15 protein-coding genes and 1 pseudogene are annotated in these 17,879 nt (G+C 62.5%); 5 read left to right on the top strand and 11 right to left on the bottom strand.

The features are described 5' to 3' along the window. Positions 1–160: 160 nt before the first annotated feature. Positions 161–1,408, top strand: a complete 1,248-nt coding sequence (locus tag ITX55_RS22400) for an MFS transporter (RefSeq protein WP_033633516.1) — start codon at positions 161–163, stop codon at positions 1,406–1,408. 180 nt (positions 1,409–1,588) lie between these two features. Here the strand turns inward: ITX55_RS22400 and ITX55_RS22395 are convergent, their stop codons facing one another. From ITX55_RS22395 to fdnG, 10 genes and pseudogenes are all read right to left on the bottom strand, one after another. After that, positions 1,589–1,864 (bottom strand): type II toxin-antitoxin system RelE/ParE family toxin, encoded by a 276-nt coding sequence (locus ITX55_RS22395; protein ID WP_164057663.1) that lies wholly within the window; start codon positions 1,862–1,864, stop codon positions 1,589–1,591. Next, a complete protein-coding gene (locus ITX55_RS22390) occupies positions 1,864–2,124 on the bottom strand; it encodes a CopG family ribbon-helix-helix protein (protein ID WP_047025978.1) in 261 nt (86 codons plus the stop codon). The genes ITX55_RS22395 and ITX55_RS22390 overlap by 1 nt, the downstream gene beginning before the upstream one ends. Positions 2,125–2,206: 82 nt before the next feature. Continuing rightward, a complete protein-coding gene (selB, locus tag ITX55_RS22385; RefSeq protein WP_187048493.1) occupies positions 2,207–4,048 on the bottom strand; it encodes a selenocysteine-specific translation elongation factor in 1,842 nt (613 codons plus the stop codon). Then, positions 4,045–5,438 (bottom strand): annotated as a pseudogene (selA, locus tag ITX55_RS22380) (L-seryl-tRNA(Sec) selenium transferase). Before selA ends, selB begins: the two are co-directional and overlap by 4 nt. Before the next feature lie 69 nt (positions 5,439–5,507). After that, the gene (locus ITX55_RS22375) at positions 5,508–6,113 is read right to left on the bottom strand and encodes a glutathione S-transferase (RefSeq protein ID WP_033645111.1); all 606 of its coding nucleotides are present in this window, start codon (positions 6,111–6,113) and stop codon (positions 5,508–5,510) included. A 40-nt stretch (positions 6,114–6,153) separates the two neighbouring features. Then, positions 6,154–6,804, bottom strand: a complete 651-nt coding sequence (locus ITX55_RS22370) for a DcrB-related protein (RefSeq protein ID WP_033645112.1) — start codon at positions 6,802–6,804, stop codon at positions 6,154–6,156. A gap of 114 nt (positions 6,805–6,918) precedes the next feature. Further along, positions 6,919–7,848 (bottom strand): formate dehydrogenase accessory protein FdhE, encoded by a 930-nt coding sequence (gene fdhE / locus ITX55_RS22365; protein ID WP_033645113.1) that lies wholly within the window; start codon positions 7,846–7,848, stop codon positions 6,919–6,921. Beyond that, on the bottom strand, positions 7,848–8,483 hold the full coding sequence (gene fdoI / locus ITX55_RS22360) for a formate dehydrogenase cytochrome b556 subunit (protein ID WP_004934017.1): 636 nt from the start codon (positions 8,481–8,483) through the stop codon (positions 7,848–7,850). The genes fdhE and fdoI overlap by 1 nt, the downstream gene beginning before the upstream one ends. Further along, positions 8,480–9,382, bottom strand: a complete 903-nt coding sequence (gene fdxH, locus ITX55_RS22355; protein WP_004934014.1) for a formate dehydrogenase subunit beta — start codon at positions 9,380–9,382, stop codon at positions 8,480–8,482. The genes fdoI and fdxH overlap by 4 nt, the downstream gene beginning before the upstream one ends. 12 nt (positions 9,383–9,394) lie before the next feature. After that, on the bottom strand, positions 9,395–12,442 hold the full coding sequence (fdnG, locus tag ITX55_RS22350) for a formate dehydrogenase-N subunit alpha (RefSeq protein ID WP_223085384.1): 3,048 nt from the start codon (positions 12,440–12,442) through the stop codon (positions 9,395–9,397). A 427-nt stretch (positions 12,443–12,869) separates the two neighbouring features. Between fdnG and sodA the strand changes: the two genes are divergently transcribed. Then, positions 12,870–13,490 carry a superoxide dismutase [Mn] gene (gene sodA / locus ITX55_RS22345; protein WP_004934003.1) on the top strand — a complete coding sequence of 207 codons (621 nt, stop codon included), beginning with the start codon at positions 12,870–12,872 and terminating at the stop codon, positions 13,488–13,490. Positions 13,491–13,615: 125 nt separating this feature from the next. Continuing rightward, positions 13,616–15,544: a methyl-accepting chemotaxis protein gene (locus tag ITX55_RS22340; protein ID WP_197756154.1), complete on the top strand. Its 1,929-nt coding sequence runs from the start codon at positions 13,616–13,618 to the stop codon at positions 15,542–15,544. Between the two features lie 32 nt (positions 15,545–15,576). On the opposite strand, the gene ITX55_RS22335 is transcribed toward ITX55_RS22340, so the two are convergent. Then, positions 15,577–16,191 carry a histidine phosphatase family protein gene (locus ITX55_RS22335; RefSeq protein WP_031299772.1) on the bottom strand — a complete coding sequence of 205 codons (615 nt, stop codon included), beginning with the start codon at positions 16,189–16,191 and terminating at the stop codon, positions 15,577–15,579. Positions 16,192–16,322: 131 nt separating this feature from the next. Between ITX55_RS22335 and yiiM the strand changes: the two genes are divergently transcribed. After that, complete coding sequence (yiiM, locus tag ITX55_RS22330) at positions 16,323–16,994, top strand: 6-hydroxyaminopurine reductase (RefSeq protein ID WP_033645117.1); 672 nt, start codon at positions 16,323–16,325, stop codon at positions 16,992–16,994. 101 nt (positions 16,995–17,095) lie between these two features. Next, positions 17,096–17,875, top strand: coding sequence for a class I SAM-dependent methyltransferase (locus ITX55_RS22325; RefSeq protein WP_033652303.1), 780 nt, complete (start codon positions 17,096–17,098; stop codon positions 17,873–17,875). Positions 17,876–17,879 lie beyond the last annotated feature (4 nt).

Here is a 17,879-nt window from a genome sequence, read left to right as displayed (position 1 = left end):
GTTCGGCGACAACCCAAAAGCGAAATATCAGAATGCACTTAAACAACACCTTATGATTGCGAAGGTGAACAATTGGCGGCAAAATAGCCGCCATAACTCGCTCAGTTTGCGCTTCCCGCCCTGGCAGTTCCTTTTTCTCTTTTACTATCAGTACAATAATATGAAAACAACATTACCACCTGCGGCACGTTTGGGCCGGCAGGCGCTTTTATTCCCTCTTTGTCTGGTGCTGTTCGAGTTCGCCACCTATATCGGCAACGATATGATTCAGCCCGGCATGCTGGCCGTCGTGGCGGATTTCAACGCCGGCGAAGAGTGGGTGCCCACCTCGATGACCGCCTATCTGGCCGGCGGCATCTTCCTGCAGTGGCTGCTCGGGCCGCTGTCGGATCGCCGCGGCCGTCGCCCGGTGATGCTGGCCGGGGTGGCGTTCTTTATCGTCTCCTGCCTGGCGATCCTGCTGGTCACCACCATCGAGCAGTTCATCGCCATGCGTTTCCTGCAGGGCATCGGCCTGTGCTTTATCGGCGCGGTCGGCTACGCCACGATTCAGGAGTCGTTCGAAGAGGCGGTGTGCATCAAAATCACCGCCCTGATGGCTAACGTGGCGCTGATCGCACCGCTGCTGGGGCCGCTGGCCGGTGCGGCGCTAATCCACGTCGCACCGTGGCAAAGCATGTTCGTGCTGTTTGCGGCGCTGGCGGCCATCGCCTTCTACGGCCTGTGGAAAGCCATGCCGGAGACCGCCACGCTGCAGGGCGAGGCGTTCTCCGCCGCCAACCTGTGGCGCGACTACCGCCAGGTGCTGGGCAACCGCCGCTTCCTGTGCGGCGCCCTGGCGATCGGTTTCGCCAGCCTGCCGCTGCTGGCCTGGATCGCCCAGTCGCCGGTGATCCTGATCAGCGGGGAGTCGTTGTCGACGCTGGATTACGGCCTGCTGCAAATCCCGGTGTTCGGCGCGCTGATCCTCGGCAACCTGACGCTGGCGCGCCTGACCGGCAAAAACAGCGTGGAGCGCCTGATCAAGCTGGGCGCAGGCCCGATGCTGCTGGGGCTGCTGATCGCCGCGCTGGCGACTCAGTTCTCCAGCCACGCCTACCTGTGGATGACCGCCGGCCTGAGCCTGTACGCCTTCGGCATCGGCCTCGCCAACGCCGGGCTGTACCGCCTGACGCTGTTCTCCAGCAACGTCAGCAAAGGCACCGTGTCCGCCACCATGGGCATGCTGAGCATGATGGTGTTCACCGTCGGCATCGAGCTGGCCAAGGTCGCCTACGTCTGGGGCGGCAGCGGGTTGTTCAACCTGTTCAACCTCATCAGCGGCCTGTGCTGGCTGACGTTGGTGGCGCTGTTCCTCGCCAAACGCCGCAACGGCGATCCCACCCCGCAGCCGAACGGCGCGGCATAAGCGCGACGATAAAACGCCGGTCTGGTTTCCCGACCGGCGTTTTTTATGCGGCTTCAGCCGAGCAGCCCCCCCAGCGCATACCCCGCCCCCACCACCGCTACCGCCAACAACAGCAACGCCGACAGGACGGAGATCGCCCGCCGGGCACGGCGTCAGGTTTATCGGGTAGGGGAATTCGGCCTATCGCTCTTCGCGGGTATGCCAAATACGCAGAACATAAATCGTTGCCGGCTGCACCTGGTAACGTATCTCATAACGGCCGACCAGAATACGCCTCACTTCCTGCGGTAAAAACTCGTCCAGTCTTTCACCCAGGCGAGGATTATCGAGCAACGCTTTAGGCGCGGCGACCAAGGCCTTCACCGAATTCGCTGCCGCAGTGCGGTTAGCCAAGGCAAGAAACTCAAACAAACGCGCCAAATCCGGTAGCACCTTACTCGTCCATTTTAACTCCATCAGCGCGGTACCGGCAGCGGCTCGTCACTGTCCAGGCTGGCCGCCCAGGCTTCTACCGACTCATGATCGATAACGTTTTGCTGTTCGACATCGGCCAGCGCCGCCAGCGTTAACCGACGGCGCTCTTCCTCTTGCTCAAGCCAGGCGGCGAGGGCTTGCTTCACTATCCATCCCCGTGAACGGTCAAGTTTGGCGGCCATTTCATCCACCTTTTCAGCCAACGGCAGCGGGACATGAGCGGTGATGACTTTCGTATTCATCGTCTTGCTCCTCAGTACAATCAATATCAATCAAAGTGATTAAAGCTGATTACACCGCCATCAGAGAACAAAAAACACGCAATCAGTTGCCGAACAGCCCGCCGTCGCGCAGCAGATGCTCGTTGCCCTTGCGGCGGGTAAAGCCGCTGCGATCGAAGAACTCCAGCACCTGGATCGCCAGCTTGCGCCCGACGCCGAGCCGATCGCGGAAATCGGCGGCGTTGGCGCCCCCGCGCTCCGCATCCAGCTCGCGGATCAGCGCCGCGAACTGATCGATGCGTCGGCTGAGGTAGTAGCGATCCACCACCACCGCCGTCACATGGCCCAGCTGAGCCGCCTTGCGCAGCAGCGCGCGCACCCGGCTCTCCTCTTCGCCCAGCTCACTCGCCAGATCGCGCACCCACCACGGCTCGTCGCCGAACAGCGGTTCGATGCGCGCCCACAGCGGCGCCTCTTCGGCGCTGAACGCCAGGCCGTGTTCCGGCAGGTGCAGCCAGCCGCGCGTATTGTGCAGCGCGCCGGCCTTCAGCAGCCGATCGATCATCATAAACACCAGCGTTTCCGGCTGCTGAGGCAGGGCCATGCGCCGCAGGCGGGCGCGCCCTAAGCCCAGCTGATCGGCGTGCTGTTGGTGATACTCCGCCAGCACCTGCAGCAGGCGGCTTTCCGCCTGTTGCACCTGATCCTGCGCCAGCGCCCGGTCACCGACGATCAGCAGATCGCGGTTCGCCAGCAGTGCCGCCAGGCCGTCGTCGGTCAACTGACGCGCCCAGGCAAACGCCGCCAGCGACAGCGCGCCGTGCGGCAGCTCAAGCGCCAGCGCCTGCGCATCGTCCTGCGCCTGCGCCAGGGCCTGCAGCCAGGCCAAATAGTCCGGCTGGCGCTTGCCGCGCTTGGGCGCATTCAGCCTGAGTACCCGGGCCGCGCCCAGCGTTTGCCGCGCGCCGATATCGCGCAGCACCAGCCGATCGTTCTGTGCCAACCACAGCGGACGATCGAGGATCAGTTCCGCCAGCCCGTCGTTCAGCAGCGAAATGCGCCCGGTGATGTGGCTGGCGGCATGGTGCAGATGCAGCGGCTGCCAATGGCGGATCGGCCGATCCGTCTCCAGCGCCACCAGAATGCGTTCCGCCGCCTCCGGCGGGCGCTGCGCCAGCAGCCAATCGCCGCGCGCGATCCGGTCTTTATCGACATCGCCGCTGATGTTAAGCGCGATGCGTTGCCCGGCCTGCGCCTGTTCCACGGTCTGATTCTGGGCATGCAGGCCGCGCACCCGCACCGGCGCGTTGGCGCCGGTCAGCCACAGCGTATCCCCCACCTTCACCCGGCCGCCGAGCGCGGTGCCGGTCACCACCAGCCCCGCCCCTTTGACGCTGAACGCACGGTCTACCGCCAGACGAAAACGGCGCGTCAGCGCATGCTCGCCGGGCGACAGCGCCAGCAAATGCGCGCGCAGCGCCTCGATACCCTCGCCCGCCACTGCTGCGGTGACAAACAGCGGCGCATCGGGCCAGCCCTGGCGCGCCAGCTCGTCGCGCACCTGAACGCGCACCTCATCGATACGCGCCACCTCCACCCGGTCGGCCTTGGTCAGCGCCACCGTCAGCGCCGGGCGCCCGCTCAGGCGCAGGATCGCCAGATGCTCGCGGGTCTGCGCCATCACGCCGTCGTCGCAGGCCACCACCAGCAGCGCATGGTCAATGCCGCCGACGCCCGCCAGCATATTGGCGAGGAATTTTTCGTGGCCGGGCACGTCGATAAAGCCCAGCACCCGGCCGTCCGGCTGCGGCCAGTAGGCGTAGCCCAGATCGATGGTCATGCCGCGGCGCTTTTCTTCCGGCAGGCGATCCGCGTTGATCCCGGAGATCGCCTGCAGCAGAGTGGTTTTGCCATGATCGACATGGCCGGCGGTGGCGATGATCATGATGCGCTCAACGCGTCGATCAGCGCCCCTTCCTGTTCCAGACAGCGCAGATCCAGCCACAGCCGGCCGTCGCCGAGGCGGCCGATCACCGGCTGCGGCAGGCGGCGCCAGCGTTCCGCCAGCGCTTCCAGCGTGGCGCCGCGGCCGTCGCGCGGCGTGAAGGTCAGCGCATAGCTGGGCAGGCGATCCACCGGCAGCGAACCGCTGCCAATCTGCGACCAACACGGTTCGGCGCGCAGCTCGAAATCGGCGGTGAACCGTGGCGTCAGCGCCGTCAGCAGCCGCTCGGCCGCCTGTTGCATCTCCTGCTGCGGGCGGGTCAGCAGCCGCAGCGTCGGCAGTTGCTCAGCCAGTTTTTCCGGCTGCAAATAAAGCCGCAGCGTGGCCTCCAGGGCCGCCAGCGTCAGCTTGCCGACGCGCAGCGCGCGCTTGAGCGGGTGCTGTTGCAGGCGCGCGATCAGCGCCTTTTTGCCGACGATGATGCCGGCTTGCGGGCCGCCCAGCAGCTTATCGCCGGAGAACGTCACCAGATCGACGCCGGCGGCCAGCAACCGCTGCGGCATCGGTTCGGCGGGCAGGCCGTACTGCGCCATATCGATCAGCGAGCCGCTGCCCAGATCGGTGGCGGTCGGCACGCCCTGTTCGGCCCCGAGCTGCGCCAGTTCGGCCTCATCGACCGCAGCGGTAAAGCCCTGAATGCTGTAGTTGCTGGTGTGCACTTTCATCAACAGGCCGGTCTGCTCGTTGATGGCCTGGCGGTAATCCTTCAGATGGGTGCGGTTGGTGGTGCCGACCTCAACCAATTGACAGCCGGCCTGGCGCATCACGTCGGGAATGCGGAACGCGCCGCCGATCTCCACCAGCTCGCCGCGCGACACCACCACCTCTTTGCCGGGGGCGATCGCCGCCAGCATCAGCAGCACCGCCGCCGCGTTGTTATTGACGATGCAAGCGTCTTCCGCGCCGGTCAGCCGGCACAGCAGACTCGCCACCGCCCGATCGCGATGGCCGCGCCCGGCGCCGTCCAGATCGTACTCCAGCGTCACCGCCTCCCCCATCACCGCGCTTACCGCATCCTGCACCGGCTGCGCCAGCAGGCGCGCCCGAGGTTGGTGTGCAGCACGGTGCCGCTGAGATTGAACACCGGCAATAACGCCGGGCGTTGCTGCCGGGCCAGCTCGGCCCGCAGCGCCTGCGGCCAGTCACCGCACCAGGCCGGTAAACGTTGCTGCTGTTTTATCGCGTCGCGCGCCTCGGCCTGCAGCTGGCGCAGCAGTTCGCCGATCAGCGTCTGGCCATGCTGCGCCACCAGCGGTTCAATCGCGGGTTCACGCAGCAGGCGGTCGATGGCGGGCAGTTGGCTGTAAAGAAGGTGGGATTCAGTGCTCATGGTCGCTCGGTTTTCAGTTTAGACGTATCGGCATAGCAAAACCCCGCCGCGGCGGGGAGAAAAGAACGTTCAGGGCGGCGCCGTGCGGGCGAAACTTTCGCGGGCGAACAGGCGTTCGGCCAGCTTGACCAGCGCCGGACGTTGGACGCACCAGTTGGGCAGGATGCGGCGGAAATTCAGGTAGCCCAGCGCGCAGCCGGTGGCGATATCCGCCAGCGTCAGCCGCTCGGCATTGAGCCACGTTTTTTCCTGCGCCAGCGCCTCCAGCGCATCCAGACCGTGCGTCAGCTTGTCACGCTGGCGCAGCATCCAGTTTTCGTCCTGCTTTTCCGGCGCGCGCCGGCTTTCGCGGTACAGCGTCGCCGCCGCTTCGGTCACGCCGTCCGCCAGCGCCGCCACCTGGCGGACGCGCAGCGCCACGGCGCGATCGGCCGGCAAAAACGCCGGCTCCACCGTCAGCAGTTCGAGGTATTCGGCCACGATCGGCGAGTCGTAAAACACCTCGCCGTCATCGGCGATCAGCACCGGCACTTTGCCGAGCGGGTTCTGCTCCTTCACCCGGCTGCCGGGCTCATACGGCGGATCGTTGACGAATTCAAACGCGATCCCCTTCTCCAGCAGCATCACGGAAATCTTGCGCACAAAGGGGCTGGTGTAACTGCCGATAAGCTTCATCCGGTCTCCTCCGCTTCGTCCTGGCCGCGGCGCAATGCCCTTACTTCACCGCCAGAGTATCGATAATCCGCTGCACCAGCGCCTGATGCACTTCCGGCGTTTTGGCCGGCGACAGCATTTGCAGCGTTACCACCCGTTTGTTGAACACCGTCAACACCAGGGTGGACACCACCTTTTGGCCGTTGACGGTCTGCTCGGTATCCACCCGGCGAAACTTCTGTTTGCCGACGGTGAAGTTCTCTTCTTTGGTGGTCTGGATATTCTGATAGCGCTCGGCCAGCACCGTGATGGCGCTCTGCGTCAGCTCTTTCAGCATTTTGTCGCTGGTATTGATCTTCATGCCGTCCGGCGGGATCACTTCGGACGAAACCGCGCTCTGGCGCGACTTGCCGTCAAGAAAGCGCTGGATGGTGGAGGTGCTGTCATTGACGATGCCGCTGTTCAGCGTTTGATCGCTAAAGCCCGGCGGCAACTCGAAGGTGATCTTGCCCTTCTGCAGCGACACGTTCAGCCCCGGCGGCGCGGGTGGGGCCTCTACCGGCGCAGGCGGCGGCGGTGGCGCGGGCTGCGTCACGGTCGGCTTGGTGTCCGGTGGCGGCACCGCCGGTTTGGTGTCGTCCTTGTTGTCGCAGGCCGCCAGTCCGATCGCCAACACGGCGACCGCGGTCAGTTTTGCCAGGGTGTTTAACATCGTGGTTCCTTTCGCTTGGCGCGTCATGGCCTAAACGTAGCAACTCGCCCGGGCGAATGCCAGAAGCCCGTTCTGAAATTGCTTGTCCGGCCCCGCGCGAACGGGGCCGGGCGGTTACTCCGCCGGGAACAGGAACGGATTGATGCTGCTGCGGCCGAAGCCTTCCTCTTCCATGCGGGCGTCCAGCACCAGCGAAGCCAGATCGTCGGCCACCGCTTCGACCTGCGGGTCTTTTTCCTGATAGAGGATCTTCAGGTAAGTGCCGCAGTCGCCGCAGCTTTCCGCCTTCACCGCCGCCTGCTCGCTGTCCAGCGACCAGTAGTTGAGATCGCGGGTCTGCTCGCAGTTGCTGCACTTCACCCGCACCACGTGCCATTCGCTTTCGCACAGGTTGCAGTGCAGGTAGCGCAGGCCGTTAACGGTGCCGATATGCACCATGCTGGAAACCGGGATGCTGCCGCACACCGGGCAGAACTGGCGCTGCTCGCCGTATTCGGCGCGCGCCTTGCCGGGGATCAGGCTGGCCATCTGCGCCCAATAGAGCGACAGTGCGGCCCAGAGGAACGGCGCCTTCTCGCTGCCCACCTTGCCGAACTCGCGGTTGAGCAAGGCGTCGGCCATCAGCTCCAGCTCGTGCGCCGAGGCCTTCTCCAGGTTGTCCAGCACCACCAGAATGTGTTCCGGCGCCTGCGGACGCAGCTCGGCGATCAGCGATGTCAACAGCTTGCGCCAGTGCTCGCTGCGCGGGAACACGCTCAGATCGAGCGGCGGTTTGCCGCTGGCGGCACCCTGCACCAACGCTTCACTCAGATCGAGCTGCAGCGGGTTATCGTGCAACGCATGCTGCTGCGCCTGCGCCAGCTCGGCGGCAAAGTTCAGGTAGTCACCCAGCGGGTTGTCGACCGCCAGCTGACGCAGACGATCGGCGCGGCGGCTGTACAGGCTTTTCAGGTTGGCGAAAAGTAACGGCGGGATGTTCTCCGCCGTTGTGGACTTCTCACGCTGTGCCCCTAACTGCTCTTTAGGAACGATGCGGATACTCATCAGGGTTTATCTTCCTGTCGTTTCTCGCGGACCTCACGGTACCAGCGCGGATGATGTTTCTTGGCCCAGGCCGCCGGCACCCAGCCTTCCACCATCGCGGTAATGGTGCCTTTTACCCACAATGCGGCGTAAATGTGCACCATAATCACGATGATAAGGCCGACCGCGGCCAGCGAATGCACCAGCAGCGCGATGCGGATCAGCGGGATGGAGAACGACGGCGCAAAATACGGCCGCCAGATCACCACGCCGCTGGCCAGCAGCAGCACCAGGCTGATAATCGCCGCCCAGAACACGCACTTCTGGCCGAAATTATAGCGCCCGGTGTCACCCACTTCCTCGTTCATGGCGATTTTGTGGATGTTCTTGGCCCAGACGATATCTTCCCGGTTGATCAGGTTATGCTTCCAGTAGCGCAGGAACATCAGCAGGAACGCGGCGAACATGATGACCCCGACAAACGGGTGCAGAATGCGCGCCAGCTGCGGCGTCCCGAAGATGTTCATCAGCCAGTTGAAGGAGGGGAAGAAGAACCCCAGCCCGCTGATGGCGGCGAACACGAAGCAGAACGCCACTATCCAGTGGTTGATACGCTCCGGCGCGCTGTAACGCTGAATGGGCTTTTCCTTTCTCATTTGCGCGTCTCCTCGTCATGCGACTCGTCGTGCTCGTCCTCATCCTCGACGCGGTTAGGCCCGACGCCGACATAGTGGAACACGCTGGCCGCGAAGGTGGCGGCAAAGCCGATGGCCGCCAGGGGTTTCCACACGCCCTTCCAGAAGGTCACCGCCGGGCTGATGCTCGGGTTGTCCGGCAAACCGTGGTACAGCTGCGGTTTGTCGGCGTGGTGCAACACGTACATCACGTGCGTGCCGCCCACCCCTGCCGGATCGTACAGACCGGCGTTCTGGTAGCCGCGGGTGTTCAGCTCGCTAACGCGATCCGCCGCCACCTGCTTCATCGCTTCCTTGGTGCCGAAGTGAATCGCGCCGGTCGGGCAGGTTTTCACGCAGGCCGGTTCCTGGCCGACGTCCACGCGGTCGACGCACAGGGTGCACTTGTACACCCGGTTGTCGTCCTTGTTCATGCGCGGCACGTCGAACGGGCAGCCGGCGATGCAGTAGCCGCAGCCGATGCAGTGCTCGGACTGGAAGTCGACGATGCCGTTGGCGTACTGAATGATCGCGCCTTCCGACGGGCAGGCCTTCAGGCAGCCCGGATCGGCGCAGTGCATACAGCCATCCTTGCGGATCAGCCATTCCAGCTTGCCGTTTTCCTCCACCTCGGAGAAGCGCATCACCGTCCACGACTTGGCGGTCAGATCGGCGGGGTTATCGTACACCCCGACGTTGTGCCCCACTTCGTCGCGGATGTCGTTCCATTCGGAACAGGCCACCTGACAGGCCTTGCAGCCGATACAGGTGGTGACATCGATCAGTTTGGCCACTTCTTCCTGGTGGTCACGGGCGCGCGGCGCCGGCGTGAAACCATTGGTGGCGGATTTACGAATGATGTCTTGAGATTGCATGGCCATAATTCGTCTCCGTTACACCTTTTCCACGTTGACCAGGAACGCCTTGAACTCCGGCGTTTGCGTATTGGCGTCGCCGACGAACGGCGTCAGCGTGTTGGCGATAAAGCCTTTCTTCGCCACCCCTTCGTAACCCCAGTGAATCGGGATGCCGATGGTGTCGACTTCCTGGCCGTGCACCTGCAGCGTACGAATTCGCTTGGTCACCACCGCCTTGGCCTTGATGTAGCCGCGGTTGGAACTGACCTTCACGGTATCGCCCTGCTTGATGCCCTTCTTCTCCGCCAGCTTTTCGCCGATCTCCACGAACTGTTCCGGCTGGGCGATGGCGTTCAGCCGCGCGTGCTTGGTCCAGTAGTGGAAGTGCTCGGTCAGACGATAGGTGGTGCCGACGTACGGGAACTTGTCGGATTTGCCCATCGCCGCCAGATCGTCCTTGAACACGCGCGCCGCCGGGTTGGACACCACGTTCGGGTGCAGCGGGTTGGTGCCGAGCGGCGTTTCGAACGGCTCGTAGTGTTCAGGGAACGGCCCTTCCGCCATTTTGTCGGTGGCGAACAGGCGGCCCATGCCTTCCGGCTGCATGATGAACGGCCCGACGTCGCTGCCCGGCGTGGCGGTGCTGTAGTCCGGGATATCGGCCCCGACCCACTTGGCGCCGTCCCACTCCAGCAGCTGGCGTTTCGGATCCCACGGTTTACCCTGCGGATCCGCCGAGGCGCGGTTGTACAGAATGCGACGGTTGAGCGGCCATGCCCAGGCCCAGCCCAGCGTGTTGCCGAGGCCGGACGGATCGGCGTTGTCGCGCCGCGCCATCTGGTTGCCGGCCGGCGTCCAGCTGCCGGCGAAGATCCAGCAACCGCTGGCGGTGGTGCCGTCGTCGCGCAGCTGCGCGAACGAGCTGAGCAGCTCGCCTTTTTTCACCACCACTTTGCCGTCGGCATCCAGCAGATCCGCCAGCGCCTTGCCGTTGTTCTCCTGCGCCACCTCTTCCGGGGCCGGGTTGTCCGGCGTCAGGTAGTCCCAGCGCATGTTCAGCACCTGTTCCGGCACCGCGCCGCCGTCGCGCGCATACATCTCGCGCAGGCGGCTGAAGATGCCCGCCAGGATCTCGCCGTCGTTCAGCGCTTCACCCGGGGCGTCCGCGCCTTTCCAGTGCCACTGCAGCCAGCGGCCGGAGTTGACGATCGAGCCGTTCTCTTCGGCGAAGCAGGTGGACGGCAGGCGGAACACTTCGGTCTGGATCTGCGAGGAATCCACCTCGTTGAACTCGCCGTGGTTCTGCCAGAAGTTGGAGGTCTCGGTGTTCAACGGATCGATGGTCACCAGGAACTTCAGCTTGGACAGCGAAGCCACCACCTTGTTTTTGTTCGGGAAAGACGCCACCGGGTTAAAGCCTTGGCAGAAGTAGCCGTTGACCTTGCCCTGCGACATCATCTCGAAGTACTGCAGCACGTCGTAGCCTTTGTCCCACTTAGGCAGCCAGTCAAAGCCCCAGCTGTTGTCCTTCTGCGCCTTGTCGCCGTAGAAGGTCTTCATCATGCTGACGAAGAATTTCGGGTAGTTGCCCCAGTAGTTCACCTGGCCCGGCAGCAGCGCCTTCGGCGTGTTGGCCTTCAGGTAGGTCTCGAGATCGGTCTGTTTCTCCGACGGCAGCGTCAGGTAGCCCGGCAGGCTCTGCGACAGCAGGCCGAGATCGGTCAACCCCTGGATGTTGGAGTGGCCGCGCAGCGCGTTGACGCCGCCGCCCGCCATGCCCATGTTGCCGAGCAGCAGCTGGATCATCGCCATGGTGCGAATGTTCTGCGCGCCGACCGAGTGCTGAGTCCAGCCCAGGGCGTACAGGAACGAAGCGGTCTTATCCGCGACGCAGGTTTCGGCGATGTATTCGCACACCTTGAGGAAATCGTCCTTCGGCGTGCCGCAGATGTTGGTCACCACGTCAGGCGTGTAGCGGCTCACGTGCTGCTTCAGCAGGTTCCACACGCAGCGTGGATCCTGCAACGTGACGTCGCGCTTGGCGAAGCCGTTCTCGTCGAACTGGTAGTTCCAGGTGGTTTTGTCGTACTTGCGGTTTTCCGCGTCGTAGCCGCTGAACAAGCCGTCTTCGAAGGCAAAGTCTTCCCGCACCAGCAGGCTGGCGTTGGTGTAGGCCTCGACGTACTCGCGGTTAAACTTGTTGTTGGTCATCAGATACAGCAACACGCCCGACAGGAAAGCGATGTCGGTCCCGGAGCGGATCGGCGTGTAGAAGTCCGCCACCGATGCGGTTCGGGTAAAGCGCGGATCGATCACGATCAGCTTGGCATTGTTGTGTATTTTGGCTTCCATCGCCCAGCGGAACCCCACCGGATGCGCTTCCGCCGCATTACCGCCCATGACGATAATCAAATTCGCGTTCTTGATATCAACCCAGTGGTTGGTCATCGCACCGCGACCAAATGTTGGAGCAAGACTTGCTACCGTTGGTCCGTGTCAGACACGCGCCTGGTTGTCTACGGCAAGCATGCCGAGAGCGCGACTAAATTTTTGCGACAGAAAACCGGTTTCGTTGCTGGCGGCCGAGGCGCACAGCATGCCGGTGGTCAGCCAACGGTTGACGGTAACGCCCTGGTCGTTGGTTTTGATGAAGTTGGCGTCACGGTCTTCTTTCACCAGCTTGGCGATGCGGGTAAAGGCGTCGTCCCAGCTGATGCGCTGCCATTTGTCCGACCCCGGCGCCCGGTATTCCGGGTACTTGAGGCGGCTTTCGCTGTGGATAAAGTCAACCAGGCCGGCGCCTTTCGGGCAAAGCGCGCCGCGGTTTACCGGGTGATCCGGATCCCCTTCGATATGGAAAATGCTTTCTTTGGCGTTTTTGGCGCCATCACCAAGGCTGTACATCAACAGCCCACAGCCGACGGAACAATACGTACAGGTATTACGGGTCTCGCGGGCGCGCAGCAGTTTGTACTGCCGGGTTTCCGCCAACGCCACTTCGGGGGCAAAGCCCAGCGCGGCCACCGTCGTTCCTGCCATACCGCCAGCGCAGATCTTAAAGAACTGCCTTCTGCTGACCTGCATGGGGGTCTCCTTTACTCTCGATTGTCACATTGTTCAAATGGCGCTCCTCGCCAAAACGGCGGAGCGCTAATGTCACTGTTGTTATGCTGATACGCGACGCGGCGATATTACCACAGCGTGCTTGTGGTTGTTACACACTCGTGCTCATTCAGTGAACGCATTGGCACATTTCGATACATTTCGGCGTCGCAGCAGGCTCGGCGCTCTCTACAGTATAGAGAGTAACCAACGCATCGGCGCCAAGGCATGAAGAGGCGCTCAAGGCCTCTTTTCTATCAGTATGTTAACGCAGCGATTTGTTCATTAACCACACAGTCAGCAGGGCATTGATAATCATTTTCAATATCATTTAATTAACTATAATGATCCGACTGCTTACGCGGTGCTCGCCCTTTGCGCCGCCCATACACCACTGGAGATGATGATTATGAGTTATTCACTGCCATCCCTGCCGTACGCTTACGACGCACTGGAACCGCATTTCGACAAGCAGACGATGGAAATCCATCACACCAAACACCATCAGACCTACGTCAACAACGCCAACACCGTGCTGGAAGCTTACCCTGAGCTGGCCAAATACAGCGTTGAAGAGCTGATCCAGGATCTGGATAAAGTCCCTGCCGACAAACGCACCTTCATGCGCAACAACGCCGGCGGCCACGCCAACCACAGCTTCTTCTGGAAAAACCTGAAAACCGGCACCACGCTGGGCGGCGATCTGAAAGCGGCCATCGAGCGCGATTTCGGCAGCGTTGAGAAATTCCAGGAAGAGTTCGAGAAAGCCGCAGCCACCCGCTTCGGTTCCGGTTGGGCCTGGCTGGTGCTGAAAGACGGCAAACTGGCCGTGGTGTCTACCGCTAACCAGGACAGCCCGCTGATGGGCGAAGCCGTCGCTGGCGCTTCCGGTTTCCCAATCATCGGTCTGGACGTGTGGGAACACGCTTACTACCTGAAATATCAGAACAAACGCCCTGACTACATCAAGGCGTTCTGGAACGTGGTCAACTGGGACGAAGCGGCCGCACGCTTCGCCGCGAAGAAGTAATTCGCCCCCGTTGATGAAGATGCCCGCCGCCGGCGGGTATTTTTTTGCCTGAAATCCGCTAAAGTTTGACCACTTCTTGCCGATGGTTTGTTCAATTGACGTTCGCCCGGAGAAGGAAAAACGCTATGGCGGCATTGCAAGCATTGGCAGGAAAGTTCACCCATCTCACCGTAGGTAAAAAGCTCGGCCTCGGCTTCGCGCTGTTGCTGCTGTTGGCGGTCGTCATCGCTGGCACCGGGGCACAATACCTGCACATCATCGAATCCCGCGCCGATCGCATCGACTTCAGCAACCGGCTGAACGAGGAGATCAACCAGGCCAAATACAACCGCGCCATGTACGGCCAGACCTACCAGCCGGAGTATCTGCAGAACAACCGCGCCAATATCGATAACGCCGTCAAACTGATAGATCAGGGCCAGGCGTTGGACTGGGACGCCCAAAGCCGCAAGGATCTGCAGCGTCTGGTGACGCTGATTGGGGAATATCAGCAACAGCAAAAAATCTTTGAGCAGGCGGTCTCGGCGAAAGACGCGGTGCGCCAGAGCTGGAACATGTCGGAAGTGCAGGCCAGCCTGAGCCAGGTGGAGCGCCAGCTCACCAACGGCGATCTGCAGTTGGCCTTCATCCAGCTGAACCAGAAGCTGACCCAGGTGCGCTACGGCGCGCGCGGTCTGCTGCTGAGCCTGAACAAGGAAACCGAAGCGCCGCTGATGGCGGCCATCGACGACGCGCGCGACGCGGCCAACGCCTTGAGCCGCCGGGTCAACGACGCGCAGCGCCCGCAGCTGCAACCGCTGCTGGCTGCCCTGGACGATTACAAAAACCGTATCGCGGCCTACCTGCCGGCCTATGAGCACGAGCAGCAGATCAGCCGACAGCTCGGTGAACGCGCGCATGAGATCGGCACGCTGGTGAACGCCTTTATGCAGGACGAGCTGGCGCAGACGCGCAGCAACATCAACCTGGCGCAGCTGCAGATGGGCATCACCACCCTGATCGCGATTATCGCCGGAGTGCTTATCGCCTGGCGCATCACGCTGCAGATCACCCGTCCGCTGCAAAGCACGCTGGCGATGGCGGAACGCATCGCCGGCGGCGATCTGCGCCAGGCGCAGACCAGCACCCGCCGCGATGAGTTGGGGCAGTTGCTGAACGCGGTGGCGGCGATGAGCCAAAATCTGCGCACCATGATTGAGAAGATCCAGATGGGGGTCAGCCAGGTCTCCACCGCTTCCGCGGAAATCGCCGCCGGCAACACCGATCTCTCTTCCCGCACCGAGCAGCAGGCGGCGGCGGTCGAGGAAACCGCCGCCAGCATGGAACAGCTGACCGCCACGGTGAAACAGAACGCCGACAACGCCCATCATGCCAATCAGCTGGCCACCGACGCCTCGCAGACCGCGCAACAGGGCGGCAAGCTGGTGGAGAACGTGGTCAGCACCATGCGCGATATTTCCAGCAGTTCGCAGCGTATCGCAGAAATTACCACCCTGATCAACGGTATTGCCTTCCAGACCAACATCCTGGCGCTCAACGCCGCGGTGGAAGCGGCGCGCGCCGGCGAACAGGGACGCGGCTTCTCGGTGGTCGCCAGCGAAGTGCGCAGCCTGGCGAGCCGCAGCGCCCAGGCGGCGAAGGAGATCGAAGGACTGATCGCCGAATCGGTCAGCCGGGTGAAAACCGGCACTGAGTTGGTGGAAAGCACCGGCAATACCATGGAACAGATCGTCCGCTCGGTCACCCACGTGCGCGACATCATGGCCGAGATCGCCGCCGCCTCCGATGAACAGACGCGCGGCATCGCCCAGATTGGCCAGGCGATCGTCGAAATGGACCATACCACTCAGCAGAACGCCGCGCTGGTGGAAGAGTCCGCCGCCGCCGCCGATTCGCTGGAAGAGCAGGCCGACATGCTGTTGCAGAGCGTTTCGGTGTTCCGTTTGGCGGAGCAGACCGAACCCGCCGCCGTGAAAGCCGCCGCGCAGAAAGCGCCGGCCGTAAAACCCGCGGCCGCCAACGCCGCAGCGGAAGAGAACTGGACCACCTTCTGACGCCCTCAGGCGAGGAATATCCGTTCCTCGCCCTATCTTTGTGGCAACAGGTGGGTCGCGACTCCCCAATTCAACAAGTTAAAACCAGAGGCGGTCGCATCAAGCATTGCGTAGCCGCAATTGCGATGACCGTATCTGCGGAGATCCTCCTGCGGGTCGGCCCCTTTAAGCCACCAAATCAGTGCCTGCAGAGCATGGCCGTGCGTAACAACACCAAGCGTTTGATTTTGTCCATCGACAGCCAGATCGGACAGACAAGCCATCAGGCGCCAGGCAACCTCATAAGCATTCTCCCCTCCCGGAGCCGACGCCTCTGCCTTACCGGCAAAGAGGCACTGCGTCGCTTCTGGATAATCGCGCATGGCCTGCGCATAAGATAATCCTTCCAGTCGGCCAAAATCTTGCTCCTGCAAACGCTCATCCATTTGCACAGTGCAGCCACATCTCTCAGCCAACGTCTCCGCTGTCGTAAAAGCCCGACCAGCCGGTGAACTGATCAACAAAGTGACCGATAACATTTGCAAGCGAGCGCCAAGCCCAGCGATTTGACGTCGCCCCTCTTCTGTCAGCGGACTGTCACTTCGCCCCTGAATAATCCCCGAGCGGTTCCATTCTGACTCCGCATGCCTCAATACAATGAAACGCATGGTTTTTTCTCGACGATAAAAGCCTAAATATAGACAGGAAAAACACATCCTTCCGTACAGGTAAACGCCGGGTAGTGTACGAGAACAACTCAGGCTATGCTGAGCCCTCGACGCGAGACACGGAGGCGCACATGCATCACCCAGACGTTTACATCGGCAGCATTCAACCCTATGAAGGCGGGCGCCCCAGCGCCATCGCCAAACGCCAGGTGGATGGCGCCATCCGGCTCACGCCGCTCGGCCTGGAAGGCGACGAACAGGCCGAAAAAAGCTACCACGGCGGGCCGGACCGCGCGCTGTGTCACTACCCGCGCGAGCATTATGCCCACTGGCGCGAGCAGTTTCCGGCGCAGGCCGAGCAATTTTGCGCCCCGGCCTTCGGCGAGAATATCTCCACCGAAGGGCTGACCGAACACAATGTGTTTATGGGCGACATCTTCCGCTGGGGCGAGGCGCTTATCCAGGTCACCCAGCCGCGCTCGCCGTGCTTCAAGCTCAATTATCACTTCGCCATCGAGGACATTTCGGTGCTGATGCAGCAAAGCGGCCGCTGCGGCTGGCTGTATCGGGTGGTGTCGCCGGGCGCGGTCAGCGGCGATCGTCCGCTGGCGCTGGCGGCGCGCAACAGCGATGTGTCGGTGGCCGAAGCCATCGCCATCGCCTGGCACATGCCGTTCGATGCGGAACAGTATCGCCGCCTGTTGGCGGTGGCCGGCCTCTCCGCCAGCTGGAGCAAGACCATGCTCACTCGGCTCGCCGAAGGGCGCCTTGAGGATTTCAACCGCCGCCTGCTCGGCCATTGAAAGCGCGGGCGGAAAAATGAAAAACGTGCGCCGAATGCCGCGTTAACCCTTTTCTTCCGCCTATACTGTAGCCGCACGTTTTTTCAGCCAGGAGCCAGGTTATGACCACCCCGACCCATTCGATTCATCACGCCGCCGCCGAGGGCTATCAGGCCAATGCCGATCGCTATGTGAAAGGCCGGCCGGATTACCCGCCGGAAATCGCCGCCTGGCTGCGTGACGTCATCGGCCTGCACGCCGGCATGACGGTCATCGATCTCGGCGCCGGTACCGGCAAGTTCACCCCGCGCCTGCTGGAAACCGGCGCGCAGGTGATCGCCGTCGAACCGGTGCCGCAAATGCTGGAAAAACTGTCGGCGGCGCTGCCGCAGGTGAAAACGCTGGCGGGCACCGCCGACGCGATCCCGCTACCGGACGAGTCGGTGGATGCCGTGGTGTGCGCCCAGTCCTTCCACTGGTTCGCCACGCCGCAGGCGCTGGCGGAAATCCAGCGCATTCTCAAGCCCGGCGGCAAACTCGGCCTGGTGTGGAACATGCGCGATGCGCGCGTCGGTTGGGTGCGTAAACTGAATCAGATCGTCGATAGCCACGAAGGCGATGCGCCGCGTTTCTATACCGGCGAATGGCGCAAACTCTTCCCGTTCAAAGGCTTTGAACCGCTGCAGGAGCAGGTGTTTATGCTCGGCCACCGCGGCGCGGTGGAGGACGTGATCTACAACCGCGTGCGTTCAACCAGCTTTATCGCCGCGCTGCCGCAGCCGCAACAGGAGCAGGTTATCGATCGGTTGCGCCAACTGGTGGCGGAAGAAGAGGAACTGCGGGGCAAGGACACGGTCACCGTGCCCTATCAGACCAAGGCGTATTTCACCACCAAGGTCTGACGGC

This window comes from Serratia sp. EWG9 (genome assembly GCF_019913725.1).
In the GTDB taxonomy this organism is placed as follows: domain Bacteria; phylum Pseudomonadota; class Gammaproteobacteria; order Enterobacterales; family Enterobacteriaceae; genus Serratia; species Serratia ureilytica.
Note: the sequence above shows the minus strand (reverse complement) of the source record. Positions and strands in the feature narration are given on the sequence as shown.

What these genes read in the sequence shown, in the direction of transcription:
- ITX55_RS22325 (WP_033652303.1), top strand. Translation starts at nt 17,096, where the DNA reads ATGACCACCCCGACCCATTCGATTCATCACGCCGCCGCCGAGGGCTAT.
- ITX55_RS22340 (WP_197756154.1), top strand. Translation starts at nt 13,616, where the DNA reads ATGGCGGCATTGCAAGCATTGGCAGGAAAGTTCACCCATCTCACCGTA.
- ITX55_RS22335 (WP_031299772.1), bottom strand. Translation starts at nt 16,191, where the DNA reads ATGCGTTTCATTGTATTGAGGCATGCGGAGTCAGAATGGAACCGCTCG.
- fdhE (WP_033645113.1), bottom strand. Translation starts at nt 7,848, where the DNA reads ATGAGTATCCGCATCGTTCCTAAAGAGCAGTTAGGGGCACAGCGTGAG.
- yiiM (WP_033645117.1), top strand. Translation starts at nt 16,323, where the DNA reads ATGCATCACCCAGACGTTTACATCGGCAGCATTCAACCCTATGAAGGC.
- ITX55_RS22400 (WP_033633516.1), top strand. Translation starts at nt 161, where the DNA reads ATGAAAACAACATTACCACCTGCGGCACGTTTGGGCCGGCAGGCGCTT.
- ITX55_RS22390 (WP_047025978.1), bottom strand. Translation starts at nt 2,124, where the DNA reads ATGAATACGAAAGTCATCACCGCTCATGTCCCGCTGCCGTTGGCTGAA.
- fdxH (WP_004934014.1), bottom strand. Translation starts at nt 9,382, where the DNA reads ATGGCCATGCAATCTCAAGACATCATTCGTAAATCCGCCACCAATGGT.
- ITX55_RS22370 (WP_033645112.1), bottom strand. Translation starts at nt 6,804, where the DNA reads ATGTTAAACACCCTGGCAAAACTGACCGCGGTCGCCGTGTTGGCGATC.
- fdoI (WP_004934017.1), bottom strand. Translation starts at nt 8,483, where the DNA reads ATGAGAAAGGAAAAGCCCATTCAGCGTTACAGCGCGCCGGAGCGTATC.
- selB (WP_187048493.1), bottom strand. Translation starts at nt 4,048, where the DNA reads ATGATCATCGCCACCGCCGGCCATGTCGATCATGGCAAAACCACTCTG.
- sodA (WP_004934003.1), top strand. Translation starts at nt 12,870, where the DNA reads ATGAGTTATTCACTGCCATCCCTGCCGTACGCTTACGACGCACTGGAA.
- ITX55_RS22375 (WP_033645111.1), bottom strand. Translation starts at nt 6,113, where the DNA reads ATGAAGCTTATCGGCAGTTACACCAGCCCCTTTGTGCGCAAGATTTCC.
- ITX55_RS22395 (WP_164057663.1), bottom strand. Translation starts at nt 1,864, where the DNA reads ATGGAGTTAAAATGGACGAGTAAGGTGCTACCGGATTTGGCGCGTTTG.